Here is a 22135-nt window from a genome sequence, read left to right on the forward strand (position 1 = left end):
ACTTTAAAGAAAGGAAGTGTAAATTGCAGCAATGAAATTAATACTAAAATATATGAAAAATTATAAGCTAATACTTGCTTTAAATATCATTTCAATATTTGGATTTGCTTTGGTTGAACTAGGAATACCTACTATTATGGCAAAAGTAATCGATACTGGAATTATTAACAATGATATACCTTATATTAAAAGAATGGGACTTATAATAGTAGTTATCTCAATAGTAGGAGTGCTAGGAACTATACTTTTAGGTTATTGTTCCTCAAAAATATCAACAGGAATTACTAGAGATGTGAGAAATGATATCTTTAAGAAAGCGCAAGAATTTTCTCATACTGAATATAACAAGTTTGGTGTATCTTCAATGATAACAAGAACTACTAATGATGCTTTTGTATTATTACAATTTACAAATACATTATTAAGAACAGCCTTACTAACACCTGTTATGTTTACTGTTAGTTTAGTAATGATTTTAAGAACTAGTCCATCTCTTTCATTAGTACTAGCAGCAGTAATACCTTTAATAATAATAGGCGTATTTGTAATAGCAAAAATATCGGAACCTTTATCTGAAACCTTACAAAAGAGATTAGATAAATTAAATAGAATATCAAGAGAAAATCTAACGGGAATAAGAGTAATTAGAGCTTTCGGTAATGATAAACATGAAGGTGAGAGATTTCAAGAAACAAATGAGCTTTATGCAGATGTATCAAAAAAATTAAACAAGCTTATGGCAATTTCTCAGCCGATGTTTTTCTTCTTACTTAATATAGCTATTATAATTATATTTTGGGTATCAAGTAAAATGATAAATGCAGGTTCTCTTCAAGTTGGTCAATTAGTTGCATTTATTGAATATCTTTTTCATGCAATGTTTTCAATAATGTTATTTTCTATGGTATTTGTAATGTATCCAAGAGCTCAAGTTTCTGCTAATAGAATTATGGAAATTCTAAAAGAAGAGCCAATAATAAAGAACCCTGAAAATGGAATTAAAGAAACAGATGTTAAGGGATTAATAGAATTTGATAATGTATCCTTTACTTATCCAAATGGAGAAGAAGCAGTACTTAAAAATATTTCTTTTAAAGCAAAAAAAGGTGAAACTATTGCCTTTATTGGAAGTACTGGTAGTGGAAAAAGTACATTAATTAATTTAATACCAAGATTTTATGATGTTACAGAAGGTAGTATAAAAATAGACGGTATAGATATAAGAAATTATGATTTAGAAGCATTACGTAAGAAAATAGGTTTTATTCCTCAAAAGACTCTTTTATTTACAGGAAGTATAGCAAGTAACATAAGATTTGGTAAGAAAAATGCAGAAACTGGTGAAGTAGAATACTCTGCTAAGGTTGCTCAAGCTTATGACTTTATTTCTCGTAAGCCAAAAAGATTCGAGGAAGAAATAAGTGAAGGTGGATCTAATGTATCTGGAGGACAAAAACAAAGATTGTCTATTGCTAGAGCAATTGTTAGAAAGCCAGAAATATATATATTTGATGATAGCTTTTCAGCTCTTGACTTCAAAACAGATGCAATTCTAAGAAAAAGACTTAAGTCAGAAACAAAGGATTCAGTTGTATTAATAGTTGCACAAAGAATTGGTTCAATTATGGATGCAGATAAAATTATAGTTTTAAATGAAGGTGAAGTAGTTGGTATTGGAAAGCACAAGGAACTTTTAAAGAATTGTGAAATATATCATGAAATAGCTTTATCACAACTTACAGAGGAGGAATTAGCATAATGAGTGAATTTAGAATAATTGTAAAAAAGATTTCTCCTTTTGTTAATAAATATAAATGGTCCTTCTTTGGAGCTATATTATTTATAATTTCAGCAGCAGTCTTTACAGCTATTGCACCAAGAACAGAAGGTCTAATAATAACAAGATTAACAATAGATTTTGCAGCCATTATAAAAGGAGTTGCAGGTGCTTCTGTTAGCTTTAATTACATAATAAAAGTTTTAATTTTATTATTCTTAGTATATTTAAGTAGTGCAGCTTCTACATTTATAGCAAGTTTTTTATTAACTAATGCTATTCAAAATACTATGAGAGATATTAGAAGAGAAGTTGAAAATAAAATAAGTAGACTTCCAATAAGATATTTTGATTCTCATAGCTATGGAGATGTATTAAGTAGAATTACTAATGATGTGGATACAATATCAAATGCACTACAACAAAGCTTTGTTCAAGTAATAAATGCAATTTTATCAGTAGCCTTAGCACTAATAATGATGTACTCAATTAATTTAAAGCTAGCGCTTTTAGCTACTTTAATAATTCCTTTAAGCTTAATAATAACAAAAATAATAGTAAATAAATCACAAAATTTATTTAATAAGCAACAAGAGGCTTTAGGTAATCTTAATGGAAGAGTACAAGAATTATATACAGGCTTTAATGAAATAAAGTTATATGGGAAAGAAAATGATGCGTTAAATGATTTTATGGAAGCTAATGAAGGATTACGTGAAACAGCATTTAAGGCTCAATTTATATCAAGTATAATGTCGCCTTTAGTAAGTCTTGTTAGCTATTTAGGAATAGCAGCTGTAGGTATTACAGGAGCTATAATTTCACTTTCAAGAGGAATTACTGTTGGTAATTTACAAGCCTTTATACGTTATATATGGCAAATAAATCAACCATTATCTCAAGTAACTCAATTATCATCTGCAATACAATCAGCCTTTGCTTCAGCACACAGGGTTTTTGAATTCTTAGATGAAGAGGAAGATATAATTGATAAAGAGAATTCTATAAAAATTAATAATCCTAAAGGAAATGTAAGCTTTGAACATGTAAGGTTTGGATATAATGATGATAAAATACTTATAGAAGATTTAAGTGCAGAAGTTAAGAGTGGGCAAATGGTAGCTATTGTTGGACCAACTGGAGCAGGTAAAACAACTTTAATTAATCTTTTAATGAGATTTTATGAAATTAAAGGTGGAGCTATAAAGATTGATGGTGTTGACATAAGAGATATGAAGCGTGAAGATTTAAGAGAAATGTTTGGAATGGTGCTTCAAGATACTTGGTTATTTAATGGAACTATTTATGATAATATTGAATATGGTAGATTTGGAGCAAGTAAAGAAGAAATAATTGAAGCAGCGAAAATTGCAAATGTACATCACTTTATAAAAACTCTTCCTGACGGATATAATATGTTTTTAAATGAAGAAGCTTCTAATATATCTCAAGGAGAAAAACAACTTTTAACAATTGCTAGAGCTATTCTTAAAGATCCAGCAATATTAATTTTAGATGAAGCTACAAGTTCAGTAGATACAAGATTAGAATTATTACTTCAAAAAGCAATGAGAAATATAATGAAGGGTAGAACTAGTTTTGTTATTGCTCATAGGCTTTCAACTATAAGAAGTGCAGATTTAATCTTAGTAATAAATGATGGAAATATAATAGAACAAGGAACTCATGAAGAGTTAATGGAGCAAGGTGGTTTTTATGAAAATCTTTATAATAGCCAATTTGCTGATAAAGAAGAAATAAATTAAAAAATTTTTAATAGTACCCCGCTAATAATAAGTGCATAGCTTATAGTATAGTTATGTCTTTAAGGCGGGGTGCTTTTTGTCTAAGAAAAAACATAGAAAAAAAAGAGGTGAAGCAGCAACAAATCCCTTTGGAGGGAAAAAAGTAAAAGAAGAAACAAATAGAGAACCAATAATAGAAGAGGTTGAAGAAGGTGCTACCACTGAAACACCTAATAGAGAAGAATTATTTAAGGAGTTAGGAATTCTTAATATAAGTTCAGATTTAGTTACATTAATAGTTTTGGCAACACTTTTAAACTTATATTATGTCAATAGCTTAAAAGCAGAAACTACAGATGAATTATTTAATACAAATTTAAAGGATAACTTTATAGATACAACTAAATTTCCTAGAATAACTAATACTATTTTTTTAATTACAACAGGATTATTTTTAATTATAAATTATAATACTTTACAAGAAAATAAGTGTAAACATAAAAATGATTGTAATAATAAAGAGGTAGTATCAAGCTATAAAGCATTTTTAGCAACATTATTTGCTTTCTTAGCTGTAACAATAAGTCGTGATAATTTAGAAGTATGAAAGAGGCTACCTAGGCAGCCTCTAATTAAAATTTTTTAAGTTGTTTTGTAATGTATCCACCCTTAAATTGAGTAGGTTCATAGGATACTATAAAAGCATTTTTTTCAAAGGATTGTATTAAAGAAATAACCTCATTTTCTCTGCTTCTATGAGAAACTATTTCAAGCTTGTACCTTTTTTCCTTCTTCATGCCTTCACCTTCATAAGCTGTTACACCAAAGTGCAATTCTCTTAGCTTATTAACAAGGTCTTCATTATAATTTGTTAAATTAACATGAATTGATCTATATCCAATTGCTAGCCTTTCTTCGATTCTTCCACCAATATAAATTCCTATTCCATAACCAATTATATATGCACCTATGTTTAAAAAGTTTTTTAGGTCAGAAAATACTATACCTAAGCTTACTATGTAAATAATTGCTTCTAGAAAAGCAAATAGCGATGCTTGAACCTTTTTTCCTTTAACAACAAAGGTAGTTCTTAAGGTTAGAAGAGGAACATAGACTAACTGTAGTAAAAATATGGCTAATGCATCTGTCAAAAAAATCACTCCTTTAATAAATACAAAAAGTATAGCAATATTATTTGCTACACTTTTATGTGGATAATTTACTTAAATTATGAATTAATCCAATCAACAACACCAGGTGTTAATGAAGCTACATCGTCTTTAGCTACTTTAGTTACAAAAAGTAAATCTCCAGCTTCTAAGAAAGCTTGTATCTTTTCAGCAATTTCTTTTGCAGAAGAGGTAGTTTTAACTAAATAGCTATCAGGCATAAAGTTAGCCCATGCACCAAGAGATTTTATAGTTGCAATGATATCATAATCATCACGATGATGATGTTCGTGATCATGATCATGATCGTGTCCTTCACATCCACAAGTATGGCTATCTTCCTTTAAATAAAATGTTATAGCATATGTTTCCATAATTACCTCCTAATAATATACTTTTAATTATTATAATATATTTTTGTAATAAAAGATATTATAATAATTAAAAAGAATAATTATACAAAAAATATAGGAGAAAATAGTAGAAAAAAGAACTATTTAGTCATAGAATTAAAAAAGGTATGAGGAGGACACTATGAGCAAATTAGATGCAATATTAGAATTTAATAAAAGTTTTGTAGAAAATAAGGAGTATAAAATATACAGTACATCAAAAGAACCAGATAAAAAAATCCTTATATTATCTTGTATGGATACTAGGTTAACAGATTTATTGCCAAAAGCTTTAAATATTAAAAATGGAGATGTAAAAATAGTTAAAAATGCAGGTGCATCAATTATGCATCCTTTTGGTAGTGTGATTAGAAGCATTGTGGTAGCGGTATACGAATTTAATGTGGATGAAATATTAGTAATTGGACATCATGGCTGCGGAATGTGCAATTTAGATACAAAGGATTTACTTAAACGAATTATAGATAGAGGAGTATCTGTTGATACAATTGAAACCCTTGAAAATGGAGGAATAGATATTAACAAATGGCTTCATGGATTTGATTCAGTAGAGAAATCTATCGAAGATAGTGTTAATTTAATTAAGAAACATCCATTAATTCCTAAAGATATTTTTATACATGGGTTAGTTATTGATCCAGAAACAGGGAAATTAGACTTGGTTATAAATGGATACGAGGAAAGTAAGAGAGAATAGAGAAAAGTGAATAGATGCAAAATATTTATTTACAATTACATAACTGAATAATTTCAAGATAAATATAGTATATGTAATTATACAGAAATATTTAGATAATATCATAAAAGGTACTATTTTATAACTATAGTTACGAAATAGCACCTTTTTATATATTTACACACAAACCTATTAATATTAAAAAAATCTAAAAGAATTATTCCACAATTTCTTAATTCTTTAACTCTTCCTTCTTAATTCTTATTTATTCTCTAACAAAGGTATTTGTTTATGAAATTTTTTATTGTTGTCCAGTATAGTTCTGGATTTACAGAGGAAGCTTTTGCATGGCCAGCACCTTTAATGGTTAATTTTTCTTTTTCACAACTAGCAGCATTATAAAGCTCATCCATCATAGAATAAGGAACGAAGTCATCTTTATCTCCATGAATAAATAACATGGGAGTTTTAGATTTTGCAACCTGTTTTAATGATGAGGCTTGCTTTAAGCTATAGCCAGTTTTCAATTTAATTGTTATAGAGGAAGCATTCATTACAGGAAATTTAGGCAATGAATATATAGCTTTTAATTGATGTGAAAATTGATTCCATACAGAAGTATATCCGCAGTCTGCAATAATAGCCTTTACATTACTAGGAAGATTTTCTCCAGAAGCCATAGTTACCGTTGCAGCTCCCATTGAAATACCATGAAGAATAATATTTGCATTATTATTTTCATTAATTATTAAGTTTATCCAACTTAATAAATCTAATCTATCAAACCAGCCCATACCAATATAATTGCCTTCACTTTCACCATGACCTCTTAAGTCAGGAATTAATATATTATAGCCCATATTATAAAAGTTTTTAGCATAATTACTCATAGCAATACCCTTACTTGTGTATCCATGAACTGTAATTACCCAGTTATTAGTAGGACTTTCATTTAATATCTTATATCCATGTAGTTTTAAATTATCGAAGGATTCAATATAAGAATCAGTATACTTTGAATTATTTAATAGCCATAATTGAGATTCATTAATTATTTTTCCACTAGTTGATTTTGCTTCTTCAGGAGTACCAAAAATTGCATCCTTAGAAGTATTAGGATTTAAAGCCAAGTTGTAGAAGTAGTTACCTATAATACTTAACGTACTGGCTGATAAAACTCCTAATATACCTGTAGATATTAGTGCAACCTTTTTCTTATTCATATAATATCACCCCAATTTATAATATATTTTATATTATGATTAAATTAAAAAGTTATTATAAGGATTATTTTAACATTTTTAATTAGCTATAACAATGCAGTAAGAATATTTTCAAGAGTATTGACAATTTTCAGAAAAATGCTAATATATAAGTGTAATAAAGAATAAATATTCGGTAGGTGAGGTTACCACAAGGATACGGGTTGCTGCCGCAAAATAGTGGAGACACTATGAGAAGGTCAGCAGTTAATGTCGAAACCAAGGCATAAACTAATGCAATTTCATTGCCTTGTGATACTGAAGCTTGAACGAGAATAAAGTAAATTAATTTGCTTTATTGTTTTCAAAAGTTCTTTATATATTATTATTTATAATATATTTTTTTAGTTTACTCACCTTACCATATATTGGGTAAGGTTTTTTTATTTTAGAATCCATTTAAAAATGATTTTAGGAGGTGAAGAGGAATGGATGAGACCAGTAGTAAGATTATAGATCCCCTAGGGAGAATTATAAAATTATTTATTAGTGAGGATTTTATTCCTCTTACAAATTAAAATTAAATATTTATTATAATACTTCTTTCGGATCTATGTCTTACATTTCAATTTATTAAAAATAATAGGAGGTAAGACTATGAAAAAAAGATTATTTAAAAGAGTAATTACAGAGGAAGTAAGAAAAAATGAAGCAACTAAGAATTTGATAGTAGCTTCAAGTCTAAAAGAAAAGGAAATTTTAGAGAAGTATAACACAGATTATAAAGGTTATGAAACAAGTATAGTGGAATTAATGAGGGAAGAGCATGGAGTAAATGAAATTACTTATGAAAAAGAAGATTCTACAATAAAGAAATTAGTAGAATCCTTTATAAATCCGTTTACTATAATTTTATTAGTGTTAGCAATAGTGTCTGTTATAACAGATATATTAATGGTAGAATCAGGTAAAAGAGATGGAACATCTGTGGTTATAATCACTTCAATGATATTAATTAGTGGTATTATACGATTTGTTCAAGAAACAAAATCAAATAAAGCAGCTGAAAAGCTAGGGGAAATGGTAAAAACCACAATAAGTATAGCTAGAAAATTTGAAGGTATAAAGGAAATTCCAATAAATGAAATAGTAGTTGGGGATATAATTCATCTTGCAGCAGGAGATATGGTGCCAGCAGATGTTAGAATATTACAGTCAAAGGATTTATTTATTAGCCAATCCTCACTTACAGGTGAAAGTGAACCAGTAGAAAAGATATCAGATTCATTAGTAAGCAAGGATAAGAGCCCACTAGATTTAGAAAATTTAGCTTTTATGGGTAGCAATGTTATAAGTGGTTCAGCTATAGCAATAGTAATTAATATTGGTGATGATACAATATTTGGTTCAATAGCAAAGAATTTATCAAGTAAAAAGAATAATACTAGTTTTGAAAAAGGATTAAATTCAGTATCATGGGTATTAATTAGACTTATGTTAGTTATGGTGCCAATAGTTCTATTTATGAATGGATTTACTAAGGGAGATTGGATGGAAGCATTCCTATTTGCGGTATCAGTAGCAGTAGGGTTAACCCCACAAATGCTACCAATGATAGTATCAGCAAATCTTGCAAAAGGTGCAGTTTCTATGTCTAAGAAAAAAGTAATAGTTAAGGATTTAAGTACAATACAAAACTTTGGATCCATGGATATTCTTTGTACAGATAAAACAGGAACTCTTACTCAAGATAAAGTTGTTTTAGAATACTCATTAAATGTTCATGGAAAAGAAGATAATAGAGTTTTACGTCATGCTTTTCTTAACAGTTATTATCAAACTGGACTTAAAAATTTAATAGATATTGCAATATTAAATCATGCAAATGAAAGTGATATGATAGAACTTTGGAGAGATTATAAAAAGGTAGATGAAATTCCTTTTGATTTTACTCGCCGTCGTATGAGTGTTGTAGTTGAAGATAACTATGGAAAGACTCAACTTATTACAAAAGGTGCTATAGAAGAAATGTTAGAAGTATGTACTTATGTAGAATATTATGGAGAAGTAAAACCTATTACAGAAGAAATTAAGAAAGAAATATTTGCTAGGATTTCAGAATACAATGAAGAAGGAATGAGAATTTTAGGAGTATCACAAAAAAATAATCCACCAAAAGTTAATGAATTTTGTGTTAATGATGAAAAGGATATGGCTTTAATTGGATTGTTAGCATTTTTAGATCCTCCAAAAGAAAGTACTGCTACTGCAATTACTACATTAAAAAATTATGGAGTCAATGTAAAGATATTAACTGGAGATAATGATAATGTTACAGTTTCAGTGTGTAAACAAGTTGGAATTGAAGTAAAGAATTTATTACTAGGTTCAGATATAGAAGAGATGGATGATGAGCTATTAAGAGAAGCAGTTGAAAAAACTAATGTATTTGCAAAGCTTTCACCTAATCAAAAAACAAGAGTTGTTGCTGCTCTTAAAGATAATGGACATACAGTAGGCTTTATGGGAGATGGAATAAATGATGCAGCAGCAATGAGTGAAGCAGATGTTGGAATATCAGTAGATAATGCAGTTGATATTGCAAAAGAATCAGCCAATATAATATTACTAGAAAAAGATCTAATGGTGTTAGAAGATGGTTTAATTGAAGGTAGAAAAATATATGCAAATATAATTAAATATATTAAGATAACTGCTAGTTCAAATTTCGGAAATATATTATCTGTATTACTTGCAAGCATATTCTTACCATTTATACCTATGCTTCCTATTCAAATATTAATGTTAAACTTAATTTATGACATTTCCTGCATTACAATTCCATGGGATAATGTGGATGAGGATTATTTAAAAGAACCACGTAGCTGGGATGCAAGTTCTATAAGTAAATTTATGTTTTGGATGGGACCTACAAGTTCAATATTTGATGTTATAACTTTTATATTAATGTATTTCTTTATTTGTCCATTGGTATTTGGAGGACAATATCATACATTAAATCAATTACAACAATTTGGATTTATAGGACTATTCCATGCAGGTTGGTTTGTTGAATCATTATGGTCTCAAACTCTTGTAATTCATATGATAAGAACTAAGGAAACACCTTTTATTGATAGTAAGGCATCATGGCAGTTAACTTCATTAACTACAATAGGAGTAATAGTAGGGACAATCATACCTTATACTTTTATAGGGGAAACATTACAAATGGAAGCAATGCCATTAATATATTTTGGAGGCTTGTTTATTATTATAATTTTATATATGGTTTTAATAACAGTTTTAAAGAAGAGTTTTATTAATAGATATGGAGAATTATTATAAACAATAAAAAGTCTTAGCTTAATTAGTTAAGGCTTTTTATTACCATAATAGTAAATCATGAAAATATTAGAGGAGAGGTAGAAATGGAGAAATATAAATGTATAATTTTTGATTTAGATGGAACTGTGCTGAATACTGAAAGAATGAATTTTATTCCTTTACAAAGGCTAATAAAAGAAGAAATTGGAATGGAGATTCTTTATGAAGACTTACTAAAATATAAGGCAAATGCAGGTAAAAAAACTCTTGAAGAATTAGGATTTAAAAATATTGAGAAGTCCTATGATAAGTGGGTTAAATATATAAATGAGTTTGAAGAAGAAGCCCTTCTATACGAAGGATTTGAAGAAGTTTTTAAAGTTTTAAATGATAAAAATATAATTTGTGGAGTAGCTAGCTCAAAAACTAAAGCACAATATGAAATAGACTTTGTAAGTAAGGGACTAGATAAATACATTAAATGTGAAGTTCTAGCTGATGATACTGAAAGACATAAGCCATTTCCAGATCCTTTATTAAAGGTGGCAGAAATTCTTGATATTAACCCAAAGGAATGTATTTATATAGGAGATACAGTAGTTGATTCCATAGCAACTAAAGCTGCTGGAATGGATTTTGGAATAGCCTTATGGGGTGCTGATAATTTAGAAGGAATAGAGGCAGATTATGAATTTAATAAGCCTATGGATATTTTAAAGTTCTTAGATAATTAATAATTTAAGAAAGATTAGTTAATGTTAATATATAAAGTTATACAATTAATATTCTGATAATATAAGTGCTTTTCATATAATAGAATAAAATAGTTAAGGGAGTGATATTATGAATAATAATTATAGAGAATTAGAGAATGGATTAAAAATACCTTCTATAGGTTTTGGAACTTATAAGTTAGGACAAGATAAAGAAGTAGAAAAATTAATAAAATATGCTTTAGAGATAGGATATAGACATATAGATACAGCAGCTTTTTATGGTAATGAAGAAGGTATAGGAAGAGGAATAAAGGAAAGTTCCGTAAAGAGAGAGGATATCTTTTTAGCAACTAAGCTTTGGAATGATTGTCACGGATATGATAATGCAATAAATGCTTTCAATGACTCTATTAAGAGATTAGGAGTAGATTACTTAGATTTATTTTATATTCATTGGCCTAATGAATTAAACTCTGAAACTTGGAGAGCATTAGAAGACCTTTATGAAGCTGGCAAGATAAAAGCTATAGGTGTATGTAATTTTAAAAAGGGACACCTGGAAGAATTAAAGAAAACAGCTAAAATAATGCCAATGGTAAATCAAATAGAAATACATCCAGAGAATACTCAAAAGGACATAGTTGAATATTGCCAAGGAAATAATATTCAAGTGGTAGCTTGGAGCCCTATAATGAGAGGGAAAATTTTCAATGAACCAGTAATGATTGAACTATCAAAAAAATATAATAAGTCAATTGCTCAAATAGCATTAAAGTGGCATATTCAAAATAATATTATACCTATTCCTAAATCCTCAAATGAAGATAGAATAAAAGAAAATTTAGATGTATTTGATTTTGAAATATCTAAAGAAGACATGCTAAAGATAGATGCTTTAAATAAAGGTGAAACTGTAACGGGTGTTCCAGATAATTCAACCTATTTAAAGTACTAATAGTTTGAGATTATTTGTATTACTTAAATTATAAGATTTAAAAGATAATAAGAATAAAGATAAATTAACAAAAAGAATTCACGGTTATTAAATTAATCGTGAATTTTTTCTTTTATGGAAATAGTTATATATGAATAAAAAGGATTTATTTAACTGATAATAAACTTATATTGAAAGGAGAGGGTAATATGGATAATTCAATGTTTTGCTATCAATGTGAACAAACAATGGGGGGGAAGGGATGTACTAAATTAGGTGTTTGTGGGAAAACACCAGAAGTTGCAAACCTTCAAGATTTATTAATTTATCAAATTAAAGGAATAGGGTGCTATGCTAAACTATTAATTGATAGGGGAGAAATTATTGATAAAGATGCAGTTAAAATAGTGGAAAATGTGCTTTTCACAACATTAACTAATGTTAATTTTGATGTAGAAGTACATATACAACTTCTAAAGGATACTCAAAAAATAAAAGAATCATTACGTAGGAAGGCACCAAAAGGTGATTACCCAGATCAAGCTACATATAACTTAAGTGAAACTAAAGAAGAAATGCTTAAGGATGCTGTTAAAGCTGGTATAATGTATGATCAAGATTTAGATGCAGATGTAAGATCATTAAGATCAACGATTCTTTATGGATTAAAAGGAATATCTGCTTATGGACATCAAGCTAGAGTTATGGGCTTTTATAGTGATCAAGTTGATCAATTTTATTTTAGAGCATTAGAAATTATGACAAATGACAATGTTGAAATAGAAGAGTTAATACGTTGGGTAATGAGAACTGGAGAAATAGCAATAGAAGTTATGAGAGTATTAGATGATGCTCATACAACTAGATATAAGAATCCTACNCATAAAGTAAATGTTAATACAAGAAAAGGTCCATTTATAATTGTTTCTGGTCATAATTTAAAGGACTTAGAAATGTTGTTAGAGCAGACTGAAGGTAAAGGAATAAATATATATACTCATGGAGAAATGTTACCAAGCCATGGATATGATGGACTTAGAAAATATAAGCATTTAGTTGGTAACTACGGATCTGCATGGCAAAATCAACAAAAGGAATTTGATAATATACCAGGATGTATACTTATGACAACTAATTGTCTAATGAAACCAAGAGAAAGCTATAAAGATAGAATTTATAGTACTAGTGTAGTTGGTTGGGACGGAGTTGTACACATAGGAGAAGAGCCGGATGGCTATAAGGACTTTTCAGAAATAATTAATAAAGCTCTTGAATTAGGTGGCTTTGAAGAAGATGAGGAAGAACATGAAATATTAGTAGGCTTCGGTCATAAGACAACTTTAAGTTATGGAGACCAGATAGTGGATTCAGTTAAAGAAGGAAAGCTAAGACATTTCTTTGTAATCGGAGGATGTGATGGAGCAAGACCAGGAAGAAATTATTATACAGAATTTGCTGAAATGGTTCCAGAGGATTGTATAATTTTAACTCTTGCTTGTGGAAAATATAGATTTAATAAGCTAGAATTTGGAGAAGTAAATGGATTACCTAGACTTTTAGATGTAGGCCAATGTAATGATGTTTATTCAGCTGTAAAGATTGCTACATCCTTAGCTGATGTTTTTGGAACAGATGTAAATGGATTACCATTATCTATAGTTTTATCATGGTATGAGCAAAAAGCTGTTGCAGATTTATTAGCACTATTATCTCTTGGAGTAAATGGAATCTTCTTAGGACCATCATTACCAGCATTTATATCACCAAATGTTTTACAATACCTAGTAGATACATTTAATTTAAGACCTATTAGTACACCAGAAGATGATTTGAAAACTTGCCTTCAACAATTAGTTCAATAGTAGATAAATAAGGAGATATATCTCATTATATCTCCTTATTTATAGTTTTTTATAATTTACTCATAGATAAGAAAAGAACATTGTAGGAAGTGATTATTATGAAGAAAATAACTAAAAGTTAAACTAGAAAAAGATAAAATTTAGTATGTATAATGCACAATATATTGTGCAAATTTTTTTAACTATATATAATAGATATTAATAGAATAAAATGGTAAAATTATATGAGAATAATTGGGACTTGATAATTTTAGGAGGGTAAATAGGGTGAATAATTTATGCGTAAGGTCAATAGAGGATTCTATTAGAAATAGATATTCCGTTAGAAGCTATAGTGGGGAACAACTATCAGAAGAAATAATTGAAGATATTGAGGAGTATGTTAATACATTGGATAATCCTTTTGGGGTAAAGGTTAGAGTAAGATTAGTAAAAAAAGAAAAATATGATGGAGTAGTTAGATTAGGAACTTATGGAGTGATTAGTGGTGCAAAATATTATCTAGTAGGTGTATGTGAAAAAGGACACTTTGATTTAGAAGCATTAGGATATACCTTTGAGAAAGCTATTTTATATTGTACTTCTCTAGGACTTGATTCTGTATGGCTAGGAGCTAGTTTTAGTAAAAGTGCATTCGAAAAAACTATTAATTTAAGAGATAATGAAATATTACCAGTTATATCTCCAATTGGCTATAAAGGAGGTAAGAAGTCATTTATTCAATCTTTGATAAAAGATCATAGAAATAATAGATTAGATTTTACAGAACTATTTTTTGAAAAAGACTTCCATAAAAATCTTACTAAAAAAGATGATATAACTAGCAATGCTTTAGAAATGGTAAGATTAGCACCATCATCTTTAAATAGTCAGCCTTGGAGAATAGTAGTTAATGAAGAGGATTTTCATATATATAATGCAGGGAAAATCAAGATGAATAGAATAGATATAGGGATAGCCCTTTGTCATTTGGATTTATTTTTAAAGGAAAAGGGTATTGATGGAGAGTTTAAATTAGAAAATCCTAATGTAAATACTAAGTATAAATATGTAATTAGTTGGTTAAAAAAAGCTTGATTTATATAATATAAAAATTTAAAAAGTATATGGAATTATTAAGGTTATTATTAAGGAGCATATATTATCTTATATCCACTTATATAAGTAAGGATTAAAAGATAATATATGTTTTTTTAATTTAATATAAAGAATATACAAATAAAAGAATTAATTTGCAAATTATAATATTTATTATTGATATTATAATACTTGTAAAGGGTTTGATTAGTCCAATAGATATAGGATTAATAAAAAATTGTAAATGAAGTAATGAATATAAGGTGGGATAAAAATGGTAAAGGAAAATTTATCAAAGGTTTTAGATGACAGATTTAAAAAGACAATAAAAGAAGCAAGTAATGAAGAAATTTATTTAGCATTATTGGAATTGACAAAGAACTCAATTAAAAAACAAGAAATCAACAAAGGCGAAAAGAAATTATATTATATTTCTGCAGAATTTTTAATTGGAAAGCTTTTATCTAATAACTTAATTAACTTAGGACTATATGAGGAAGTTAAAAAAGTTCTACATGAAAATGGCAAAGAACTTACTGAAATTGAAGAAATTGAATTAGAACCTTCTTTAGGTAATGGTGGACTTGGAAGACTTGCAGCTTGTTTCTTAGATTCAATTGCGACTTTAGGTCTTAATGGAGATGGAATAGGATTAAATTATCACTTTGGTTTATTTAAGCAAGTATTTGAAAATAATAAACAAAAGGCTGTTAAGAATCCATGGATAACTAGTGAAGGTTGGTTAAATAAGACAGATATAAAATTTGAAGTTCCATTTGGAGGATTTAATGTTACATCAACTCTATATGATATAGATGTTACTGGATATAATAAGCCATGCAATAAACTTCATTTATTTGATATAGATACTATAGATGAATCTTTAGTAGGAGAAGGTATTGATTTTGATAAGGAAGAAATAAAGAAAAACTTAACATTATTCTTATATCCAGATGATAGTGATAAGGCTGGAAATCTTCTTAGAATTTATCAACAATACTTTATGGTAAGCAATGCAGCACAACTTATATTAAAGGAATTTGAAGAAAGTGGATATGATATTCGTAACTTGCATGAACATGTTGTAATACAAATAAATGATACACATCCATCAATGATAATTCCTGAATTAATTAGACTTTTAGGTCATAAAGGCATAGCCATGGAAGAAGCAATAGAAATAGTTTCTAAAACTTGTGCATATACAAATCATACTATTTTAGCTGAAGCTTTAGAAAAATGGCCAATGGAATATATAGATAGAGTTGCGCCTCAATTAATGCCAATAATAAGAGAACTAGATAATAAGATAAAAGCTAAGTATTCTGATGAAAGAGTACAAATTATAGATAAAACGAATAGAGTTCATATGGCTCATATGGATATCCATTATGGATTTAGTGTAAATGGAGTTGCTGCCCTTCACACAGATATTCTAGAATATGAAGAGCTTAAGCCTTTTTATGATATATATCCTGAAAAGTTTAATAATAAAACAAATGGTATAACATTTAGAAGATGGTTAATTCATTGTAATAATGAACTTTCAGATTATATTACTAGCTTAATTGGTGATGAATTTAAAACTGATGCAAATAAATTAGAAGACTTATTAAAGTATGTAGATAATAATGAAGTGTTAAATAAATTAGAAGAAATTAAAAAGAATAATAAAGTAGCTTTAAAGAGATATTTAAAGGATACTGAAAATATAGATATTGATGAAAATTCTATATTTGATATTCAAATAAAGAGACTTCATGAATATAAGAGACAACAAATGAATGTACTTTATATAATTCATAAGTATTTAGAAATTAAAAAAGGAAATCTTCCAGAAAGACCAGTTACAATGATATTTGGAGCAAAAGCAGCACCAGCATATATAATTGCGCAAGATATAATTCATACTATTTTATGTCTGCAAGAAATTATAAATAATGATGCAGAAGTAAACAAGCATTTAAAGGTTGTTATGGTAGAAAACTATAATGTAACAAAGGCAGAAAAATTAATACCAGCTTGTGATGTTTCAGAACAAATTTCATTAGCTTCAAAGGAAGCCTCAGGAACTGGTAATATGAAGTTTATGCTAAATGGAGCATTAACTTTAGGAACAGAAGATGGAGCAAATGTTGAAATTCACGAGTTAGTTGGTGATGATAATATTTATATCTTCGGTGAATCAAGTGAAGAAGTAATTGAGCACTATAAAAAGTCAAACTATGTTTCAAAGAAATACTATGAAAAACCAGAAATTAAAGAATTAGTTGATTTTATAGTAAGTGATGAAATGTTAGCTGTTGGAGATAAAGAAAATTTATCTAGACTTAGAAATGAGTTAATCAATAAAGATTGGTTTATGACATTACTAGATCTTGAAGATTATATTAAGACTAAGGAAAAAGTATTTAAGGATTATGAAGACAGAAATACGTGGAACAAAAAAGTTTTAATTAACATTAGTAAAGCAGGATTCTTCTCATCAGATAGAACTATTGCAGAATACAATAGAGATATATGGAAACTTAGATAATAGTTAAAAGAGAAGAGTTAAGAAGTAAAAGATAAAAATTAAAGAATTAAAGAATGAAAAAATTTAGTGATTAAAAATAAAATAAAAACAAGGAAATGGATTGTGTTGATTCATTTCCTTGTTTATTTTATTTAGAATACCCCGCGTTTGACGTGGGGCTCCGTAAAGCTTATAGCTATGGGTATAACAAAAAAAACTCCTTCTGATATAATAAAAATGCGGTCTGGCAACTGCACTTTAATATCAGAAGGAGGACATTCAAAATGAATGATGTACATAGTTTATCACATACAAAATGGAACTGCAAATATAATAGAAGCTGAAGTTTGCATAGATCACGTTCACATGTTAGTAGAAATACCGCCTACAATTATAATATAGTAGCTTCAAAATTATAAGTAAAGATACTATTTTTTCATTATTATTTATTACTTATCTGAATTTAACATCTCTTTCAGGAATGCTAATTTGTAAATGTTCTTCGATTTCTTCTAGAATATTATAGTTTTTAGGGTCTGTAATTAGGCATGTGTAGCCAGACTCTCCTGCACGAGCTGTTCTTCCTATTCTGTGTATATAGCTTTCAACGCTTTCTGGAGCATCGTAATTATATATATGAGTAACTCCAGTTACATCTATTCCTCTTGATGCAACATCTGTTGCTATTAGATATTGTATTTCACAATTTTTAAAGGCTTTCATTATTTTTTCTCTTTTATTTTGAGGAACATCGCTATGCAATTTAGCGGCTTTTATACCTTTAGCAGCAAGCTTTATTTCTAATTCATCTGCACGTCTTTTAGTTCTACAGAAAATTATAGCCATAAAAGGATTATCTTCTTCCATAATTTTAACTAATGCATCAACTTTCCATCTATCAGTAGTTTTAACAACCTCTTGTTTTATATTAGGAATTTCAGACTTTTCATTTTCTGTAATATCTATAATATCTGGATTATTCATATATCTATAAGCTAACTTTTTAACCTTAGAATCTATAGTTGCAGAAAAACAAAGAGTTTGAAGCTTTTTAGGACCATAAGACATTATTTTTTCTATTTCATTTCTAAAGCCCATTAAAAGCATTTGATCAGCTTCATCAATAACAACTGTATTTAATTTATCTAATTTTATACTTTTTCTTTCTAAATGATCTATTAATCTTCCAGGAGTGGCAATTATAATATTTATTCCTTTATCGAGTTTCTTTAATTGAGAACCCACGTCTTTACCACCGTAAGCAGCTAAAATACCTAAATTATTTATGTTAAATTTATTAGCTTCTTCGGTAATTTGAATAGCTAATTCTCTAGTAGGAGATAAAATTAATACTTCTGTGTTGTTAGAATTAGGATTTACTCTTTGAAGAATAGGTAGTAAGAAAGACAATGTTTTACCAGAACCAGTTTTAGACTTTACTATTAAATCATTTTTATTAATGATTTTAGGAATAACCTCTTCTTGAACTTTAGTAGGGGTTACTATTCCATTTTTCTTTAACAAATCAATTAATGATGAAATTATATTTAAATTTTTAAAATTCATATAATTATCCTTTCCATAAATCTTTATAAATAGAGAGGAGCTTGGTATCCGGCGAAAGACTACCCAAGCTCCTCAAGTAATTAGCACTTACGTACCAACTGCTTAAATAGAATAACATTAAATTAAATAAATAGCAACAACTTTTTAAAAAATATCTATTTTTGTTGAAAAATGCATTTTATATCAATATAATAATATGGTAAAACATTGTAGGGGGATTAATAAATGGAAAATTTAAAAAAGAGATTAGTGTTAATTTTATTATCCATATTCTCAGTATTTTTAATTGGGTGTGGAAATAAAGAAAAGGTAGAGGAAGTTAAAGAAGATCCAAGTCTAAAAATTGGATTAATGCCAGCAGTAGATACTGCGCCAATTCTAATAGCAGAGAAAAATGGCTATTTTAAGGATGCAGGAATAAATGTGGAAATAGAAATTTATAATAATGCTCAAAATAGACAAAGTGCACTTCAAAGTTATTCTATTGATGGTGCTATGACTGATTTTATAGCTGTAGCTACTAATGTAAATGGTGGATTTGATATAAAGGCAACAACTATGACAGATGGTATGTTCCCAGTTTTATCAAAGGAAGGTGCTACTGATAAGAAGGATATTAAAGTTGGAATGATGGAAGTAAGTGTTTCTAATTATTTAATTGATAAATGGTTAGGAGAAAAATACAATGTAGAAAAGGTATTTATAAATGAAATACCAGCAAGACTAGCAGCACTAAAAAGTGGTGATGTTGATATGAGTTTATTCCCAGAACCAGTAGCTTCAAATGGAGAATTACAAGGATTAACTAAGAATCTATATGGCATGGATGATGAATTTTCAGCTGATTGTTTAGTATTTACAGGAAAAGCTATATCAGAAAAGCCAAATACAATTAAAGCTTTCCATGAAGCTTACAATAAGGCTGTAGATGAAATAAATAAAAATCCTGAAATTGCAAAGGATATTTTAATAGAAAAAATACCTAATACAAATCCAGAAGTTAAGAATATTATGGTATTACCAACATATAAGAAAGCTGCCCTTCCAAGTGATGAATATTTAAAAAGTATAATAGATTGGACAGAGATAACTTTAAATAAAGATTTAAATGTAGAACCGTCAGATTTATTAGAAGGAAAGTTTGTAAAATAAGATGATAAGCATTAAAGATTTATCTGTAAAGTATAAGGAAGAAACTGCTATAGATAATTTAAATTTATATATAGAAGGTGGAAAGTCTTATGCAATTATAGGAAAGTCAGGATGCGGAAAGACAACCCTGCTATATACTATGGCAGGGATTATTTCTAATTATGAAGGGAAATTAGAAGTAGAAGGTGAATCTTCACTTATATTACAAAACTTAGGTTTGTTTAATTGGTTTACTGTATATAAAAATATAATTTTAGGATTAAATAAAAGTAATTTATCAAAAGAAGAGAAGGAGATAAGAGTAAATAATATAATAGAGAAATTAGGATTAAGTGATGTTAAATATAAATATCCAAAGGAGTTAAGTGGTGGACAAAAACAAAGAGTAGCTATAGCAAGGACTATAATAAGGAATCCCAAAATACTTCTACTAGATGAAGCTACATCAGCTTTAGACTCTATAAATAAGGAAAAGATACAGGAATTACTTTTAGATATTAAAAAAGAAAATAATATTACAATGGTATTAGTTACTCATAATATAGAAGAAGCTGTTTTTCTAGGAGAAGAAATAATAGTAATGAAAGATGGTAGGATTCACAGTGTCATTAAAAATCAATATTTTGGTGATACAGATATTAGAAGGAAGAAGGAATATATTGAAATATGTAATAAGGTAAGAGGTAAGCTTTATGATTAAGGATATGGCACTAAGACTTCTAAAAAGTATTTATGGAATTATTATAATTATTGTTTTGTGGTATTTATTAAGTGCTTTAGTGGGAACTAATATGGTACCAACCCCTAAAACCTCTATAATTGAGCTTATAAGATTACTACAAAAGGATTTTATTTATCATATTATATATAGTCTTTATAGAATTTTAGCTTCAATATTAATATCTTTAATTATAGGAATACCCCTGGGGATTATTTTAGGTAGAAGTATTGTGGTGGATAAAATTATTTCACCAGTAGTATATTTGCTATATCCTATACCAAAGATTGCTTTTCTTCCAATATTTATGGTTATGTTTGGAATAGGTGACAGCTCTAAAATAATACTTATGGTTACCATAATAGTATTCCAAATTTTAATTGTTACAAGGGATGCTGTAAAAGAAATTGATAAGGATGTATTAATATCTGCAAAGGTAATGAAGTTTAACTTTTTAGATAACATTACAAAAGTAATATTACCTAGTATTGCTCCAAAGGTTTTTTCTGCATTAAGAGTTAGTATTGGAATAGCTATTTCTGCTTTATTTTTTAGTGAAAACTATGCTACTAAATACGGAATAGGATATTTCATAATGAATTCTTGGTCTATGGTAGACTATAAAGGAATGTTTGCAGGAGTAATAGCACTTAGCATAATGTCATTAATAATATTTAAAGTTATAGATTTTATAGAAAAGAAAATTTGTCCATGGCTATAATAGGAAATCATGAATAAAAATAAATTTATATTTTTGGAGGATATATGAAAATAGGTGAAGTTGGATTAATGACAAATGATGTTGTAAAACTTTCTAATTTTTATAGACAGCTGTTTGAAATAGAAAATAATAGTGATAATGAAGATTTTCAAGTATTAATTTCTGAAGAAACTATGTTAACAATTTACAATGATGGTTCTAAGAAAAATAATTTAAATCAAAACATTTGTTTAGCATTTACAGTAGATGATATAGAAAAAGAATATAAGAGAGTTCTCAATTTAGGAGCAGAAATTATTGAAAAGCCAACAGTTCGTTCCTGGGGAGCAATAAATATGAGCTTTTATGATCCTGATAGAAATATTATTTATTTAAGAATGATTATAAAATAAAACAAAACTTTAATATATTGATTAAAAAATATTAAAATACCGCATTAGTTATCTGAACTGCAACCAGTAAAGTAGATAGTTATAATAATACGGTATTACTAATTTTAAAAATCTAAATTTATTTTGCTTTAAATTTTTTCCTTTTAAATAAAGCTACAAATATTATACTAATA

General features: G+C 28.0%; 18 protein-coding genes, 1 pseudogene and 1 riboswitch. Of the genes and pseudogenes, 15 read left to right on the forward strand and 4 right to left on the reverse strand.

From position 1 onward, the window contains the following. Positions 1–31: 31 nt before the first annotated feature. From HUJ77_RS02970 to HUJ77_RS02980, 3 genes are all read left to right on the forward strand, one after another. Positions 32–1759, forward strand: coding sequence for an ABC transporter ATP-binding protein (locus HUJ77_RS02970; RefSeq protein ID WP_291707087.1), 1728 nt, complete (start codon positions 32–34; stop codon positions 1757–1759). Next, the gene (locus tag HUJ77_RS02975; RefSeq protein WP_291707088.1) at positions 1759–3543 is read left to right on the forward strand and encodes an ABC transporter ATP-binding protein; all 1785 of its coding nucleotides are present in this window, start codon (positions 1759–1761) and stop codon (positions 3541–3543) included. Before HUJ77_RS02970 ends, HUJ77_RS02975 begins: the two co-directional genes overlap by 1 nt. 76 nt (positions 3544–3619) lie before the next feature. Further along, the gene (locus HUJ77_RS02980; protein ID WP_291707089.1) at positions 3620–4129 is read left to right on the forward strand and encodes a hypothetical protein; all 510 of its coding nucleotides are present in this window, start codon (positions 3620–3622) and stop codon (positions 4127–4129) included. A gap of 25 nt (positions 4130–4154) precedes the next feature. Here HUJ77_RS02980 and HUJ77_RS02985 read toward each other — a convergent pair whose 3' ends face one another. Together HUJ77_RS02985 and HUJ77_RS02990 are read right to left on the reverse strand one after the other, a co-directional pair. Then, entirely contained in the window at positions 4155–4673 is a 519-nt protein-coding gene (locus HUJ77_RS02985; protein WP_291707090.1) for a DUF5698 domain-containing protein, read from the reverse strand. A 77-nt stretch (positions 4674–4750) separates the two neighbouring features. Then, positions 4751–5065: a hypothetical protein gene (locus HUJ77_RS02990; protein WP_291707091.1), complete on the reverse strand. Its 315-nt coding sequence runs from the start codon at positions 5063–5065 to the stop codon at positions 4751–4753. 160 nt (positions 5066–5225) lie between these two features. On the opposite strand from HUJ77_RS02990, the gene HUJ77_RS02995 reads away from it, so the two are divergent. After that, entirely contained in the window at positions 5226–5801 is a 576-nt protein-coding gene (locus HUJ77_RS02995) for a carbonic anhydrase (RefSeq protein WP_291707092.1), read from the forward strand. 251 nt (positions 5802–6052) lie between these two features. Here the strand turns inward: HUJ77_RS02995 and HUJ77_RS03000 are convergent, their stop codons facing one another. Beyond that, entirely contained in the window at positions 6053–7003 is a 951-nt protein-coding gene (locus HUJ77_RS03000; protein ID WP_291707093.1) for an alpha/beta hydrolase, read from the reverse strand. A gap of 164 nt (positions 7004–7167) precedes the next feature. Next, positions 7168–7325, forward strand: a riboswitch (M-box (ykoK) riboswitch). Positions 7326–7639: 314 nt separating this feature from the next. On the opposite strand from HUJ77_RS03000, the gene mgtA reads away from it, so the two are divergent. The 7 genes and pseudogenes from mgtA to HUJ77_RS03035 form a co-directional block, all read left to right on the forward strand. Next, positions 7640–10330 (forward strand): magnesium-translocating P-type ATPase, encoded by a 2691-nt coding sequence (mgtA, locus tag HUJ77_RS03005; protein WP_291707094.1) that lies wholly within the window; start codon positions 7640–7642, stop codon positions 10328–10330. 83 nt (positions 10331–10413) lie between these two features. Then, a complete protein-coding gene (locus HUJ77_RS03010; RefSeq protein ID WP_291707095.1) occupies positions 10414–11043 on the forward strand; it encodes an HAD-IA family hydrolase in 630 nt (209 codons plus the stop codon). A gap of 109 nt (positions 11044–11152) precedes the next feature. Beyond that, on the forward strand, positions 11153–11980 hold the full coding sequence (locus HUJ77_RS03015; RefSeq protein ID WP_291707096.1) for an aldo/keto reductase: 828 nt from the start codon (positions 11153–11155) through the stop codon (positions 11978–11980). A 188-nt stretch (positions 11981–12168) separates the two neighbouring features. Beyond that, positions 12169–13821 carry a hydroxylamine reductase gene (gene hcp / locus HUJ77_RS03020; RefSeq protein WP_291707097.1) on the forward strand — a complete coding sequence of 551 codons (1653 nt, stop codon included), beginning with the start codon at positions 12169–12171 and terminating at the stop codon, positions 13819–13821. A 267-nt stretch (positions 13822–14088) separates the two neighbouring features. Beyond that, the gene (locus HUJ77_RS03025) at positions 14089–14898 is read left to right on the forward strand and encodes a nitroreductase family protein (RefSeq protein WP_291707098.1); all 810 of its coding nucleotides are present in this window, start codon (positions 14089–14091) and stop codon (positions 14896–14898) included. Between the two features lie 274 nt (positions 14899–15172). Further along, positions 15173–17434 carry a glycogen/starch/alpha-glucan phosphorylase gene (locus tag HUJ77_RS03030; RefSeq protein WP_291707099.1) on the forward strand — a complete coding sequence of 754 codons (2262 nt, stop codon included), beginning with the start codon at positions 15173–15175 and terminating at the stop codon, positions 17432–17434. Positions 17435–17697: 263 nt separating this feature from the next. Continuing rightward, a pseudogene (locus HUJ77_RS03035) lies at positions 17698–17812 on the forward strand (IS200/IS605 family transposase); the annotation flags it as partial. A 54-nt stretch (positions 17813–17866) separates the two neighbouring features. Here the strand turns inward: HUJ77_RS03035 and HUJ77_RS03040 are convergent. After that, the gene (locus HUJ77_RS03040) at positions 17867–18979 is read right to left on the reverse strand and encodes a DEAD/DEAH box helicase (protein WP_291707100.1); all 1113 of its coding nucleotides are present in this window, start codon (positions 18977–18979) and stop codon (positions 17867–17869) included. Between the two features lie 225 nt (positions 18980–19204). On the opposite strand from HUJ77_RS03040, the gene HUJ77_RS03045 reads away from it, so the two are divergent. From HUJ77_RS03045 to HUJ77_RS03060, 4 genes are read left to right on the forward strand one after another with little or no spacing between them, the layout of a single operon-like run. Then, on the forward strand, positions 19205–20131 hold the full coding sequence (locus HUJ77_RS03045; protein ID WP_291707101.1) for an ABC transporter substrate-binding protein: 927 nt from the start codon (positions 19205–19207) through the stop codon (positions 20129–20131). 1 nt (position 20132) lies between these two features. Beyond that, positions 20133–20831 carry an ABC transporter ATP-binding protein gene (locus tag HUJ77_RS03050; RefSeq protein ID WP_291707102.1) on the forward strand — a complete coding sequence of 233 codons (699 nt, stop codon included), beginning with the start codon at positions 20133–20135 and terminating at the stop codon, positions 20829–20831. After that, positions 20824–21570 carry an ABC transporter permease subunit gene (locus HUJ77_RS03055; RefSeq protein ID WP_291707103.1) on the forward strand — a complete coding sequence of 249 codons (747 nt, stop codon included), beginning with the start codon at positions 20824–20826 and terminating at the stop codon, positions 21568–21570. The genes HUJ77_RS03050 and HUJ77_RS03055 overlap by 8 nt, the downstream gene beginning before the upstream one ends. A 44-nt stretch (positions 21571–21614) precedes the next feature. Next, on the forward strand, positions 21615–21962 hold the full coding sequence (locus HUJ77_RS03060; protein WP_291707104.1) for a VOC family protein: 348 nt from the start codon (positions 21615–21617) through the stop codon (positions 21960–21962). Positions 21963–22135: the final 173 nt, after the last annotated feature.

Source organism: Clostridium sp. (genome assembly GCF_021443865.1).
Classification (GTDB): domain Bacteria; phylum Bacillota; class Clostridia; order Clostridiales; family Clostridiaceae; genus Clostridium.

Coding starts and splice junctions, on each gene's coding strand:
- HUJ77_RS03000 (WP_291707093.1), bottom strand. CDS start 7,003: ATGAATAAGAAAAAGGTTGCACTAATATCTACAGGTATATTAGGAGTT.
- HUJ77_RS03030 (WP_291707099.1), top strand. CDS start 15,173: ATGGTAAAGGAAAATTTATCAAAGGTTTTAGATGACAGATTTAAAAAG.
- HUJ77_RS03010 (WP_291707095.1), top strand. CDS start 10,414: ATGGAGAAATATAAATGTATAATTTTTGATTTAGATGGAACTGTGCTG.
- HUJ77_RS02990 (WP_291707091.1), bottom strand. CDS start 5,065: ATGGAAACATATGCTATAACATTTTATTTAAAGGAAGATAGCCATACT.
- HUJ77_RS03040 (WP_291707100.1), bottom strand. CDS start 18,979: ATGAATTTTAAAAATTTAAATATAATTTCATCATTAATTGATTTGTTA.
- HUJ77_RS02975 (WP_291707088.1), top strand. CDS start 1,759: ATGAGTGAATTTAGAATAATTGTAAAAAAGATTTCTCCTTTTGTTAAT.
- HUJ77_RS03055 (WP_291707103.1), top strand. CDS start 20,824: ATGATTAAGGATATGGCACTAAGACTTCTAAAAAGTATTTATGGAATT.
- HUJ77_RS03060 (WP_291707104.1), top strand. CDS start 21,615: ATGAAAATAGGTGAAGTTGGATTAATGACAAATGATGTTGTAAAACTT.
- mgtA (WP_291707094.1), top strand. CDS start 7,640: ATGAAAAAAAGATTATTTAAAAGAGTAATTACAGAGGAAGTAAGAAAA.
- HUJ77_RS02970 (WP_291707087.1), top strand. CDS start 32: ATGAAATTAATACTAAAATATATGAAAAATTATAAGCTAATACTTGCT.
- HUJ77_RS02995 (WP_291707092.1), top strand. CDS start 5,226: ATGAGCAAATTAGATGCAATATTAGAATTTAATAAAAGTTTTGTAGAA.
- HUJ77_RS03045 (WP_291707101.1), top strand. CDS start 19,205: ATGGAAAATTTAAAAAAGAGATTAGTGTTAATTTTATTATCCATATTC.
- HUJ77_RS03050 (WP_291707102.1), top strand. CDS start 20,133: ATGATAAGCATTAAAGATTTATCTGTAAAGTATAAGGAAGAAACTGCT.
- HUJ77_RS03015 (WP_291707096.1), top strand. CDS start 11,153: ATGAATAATAATTATAGAGAATTAGAGAATGGATTAAAAATACCTTCT.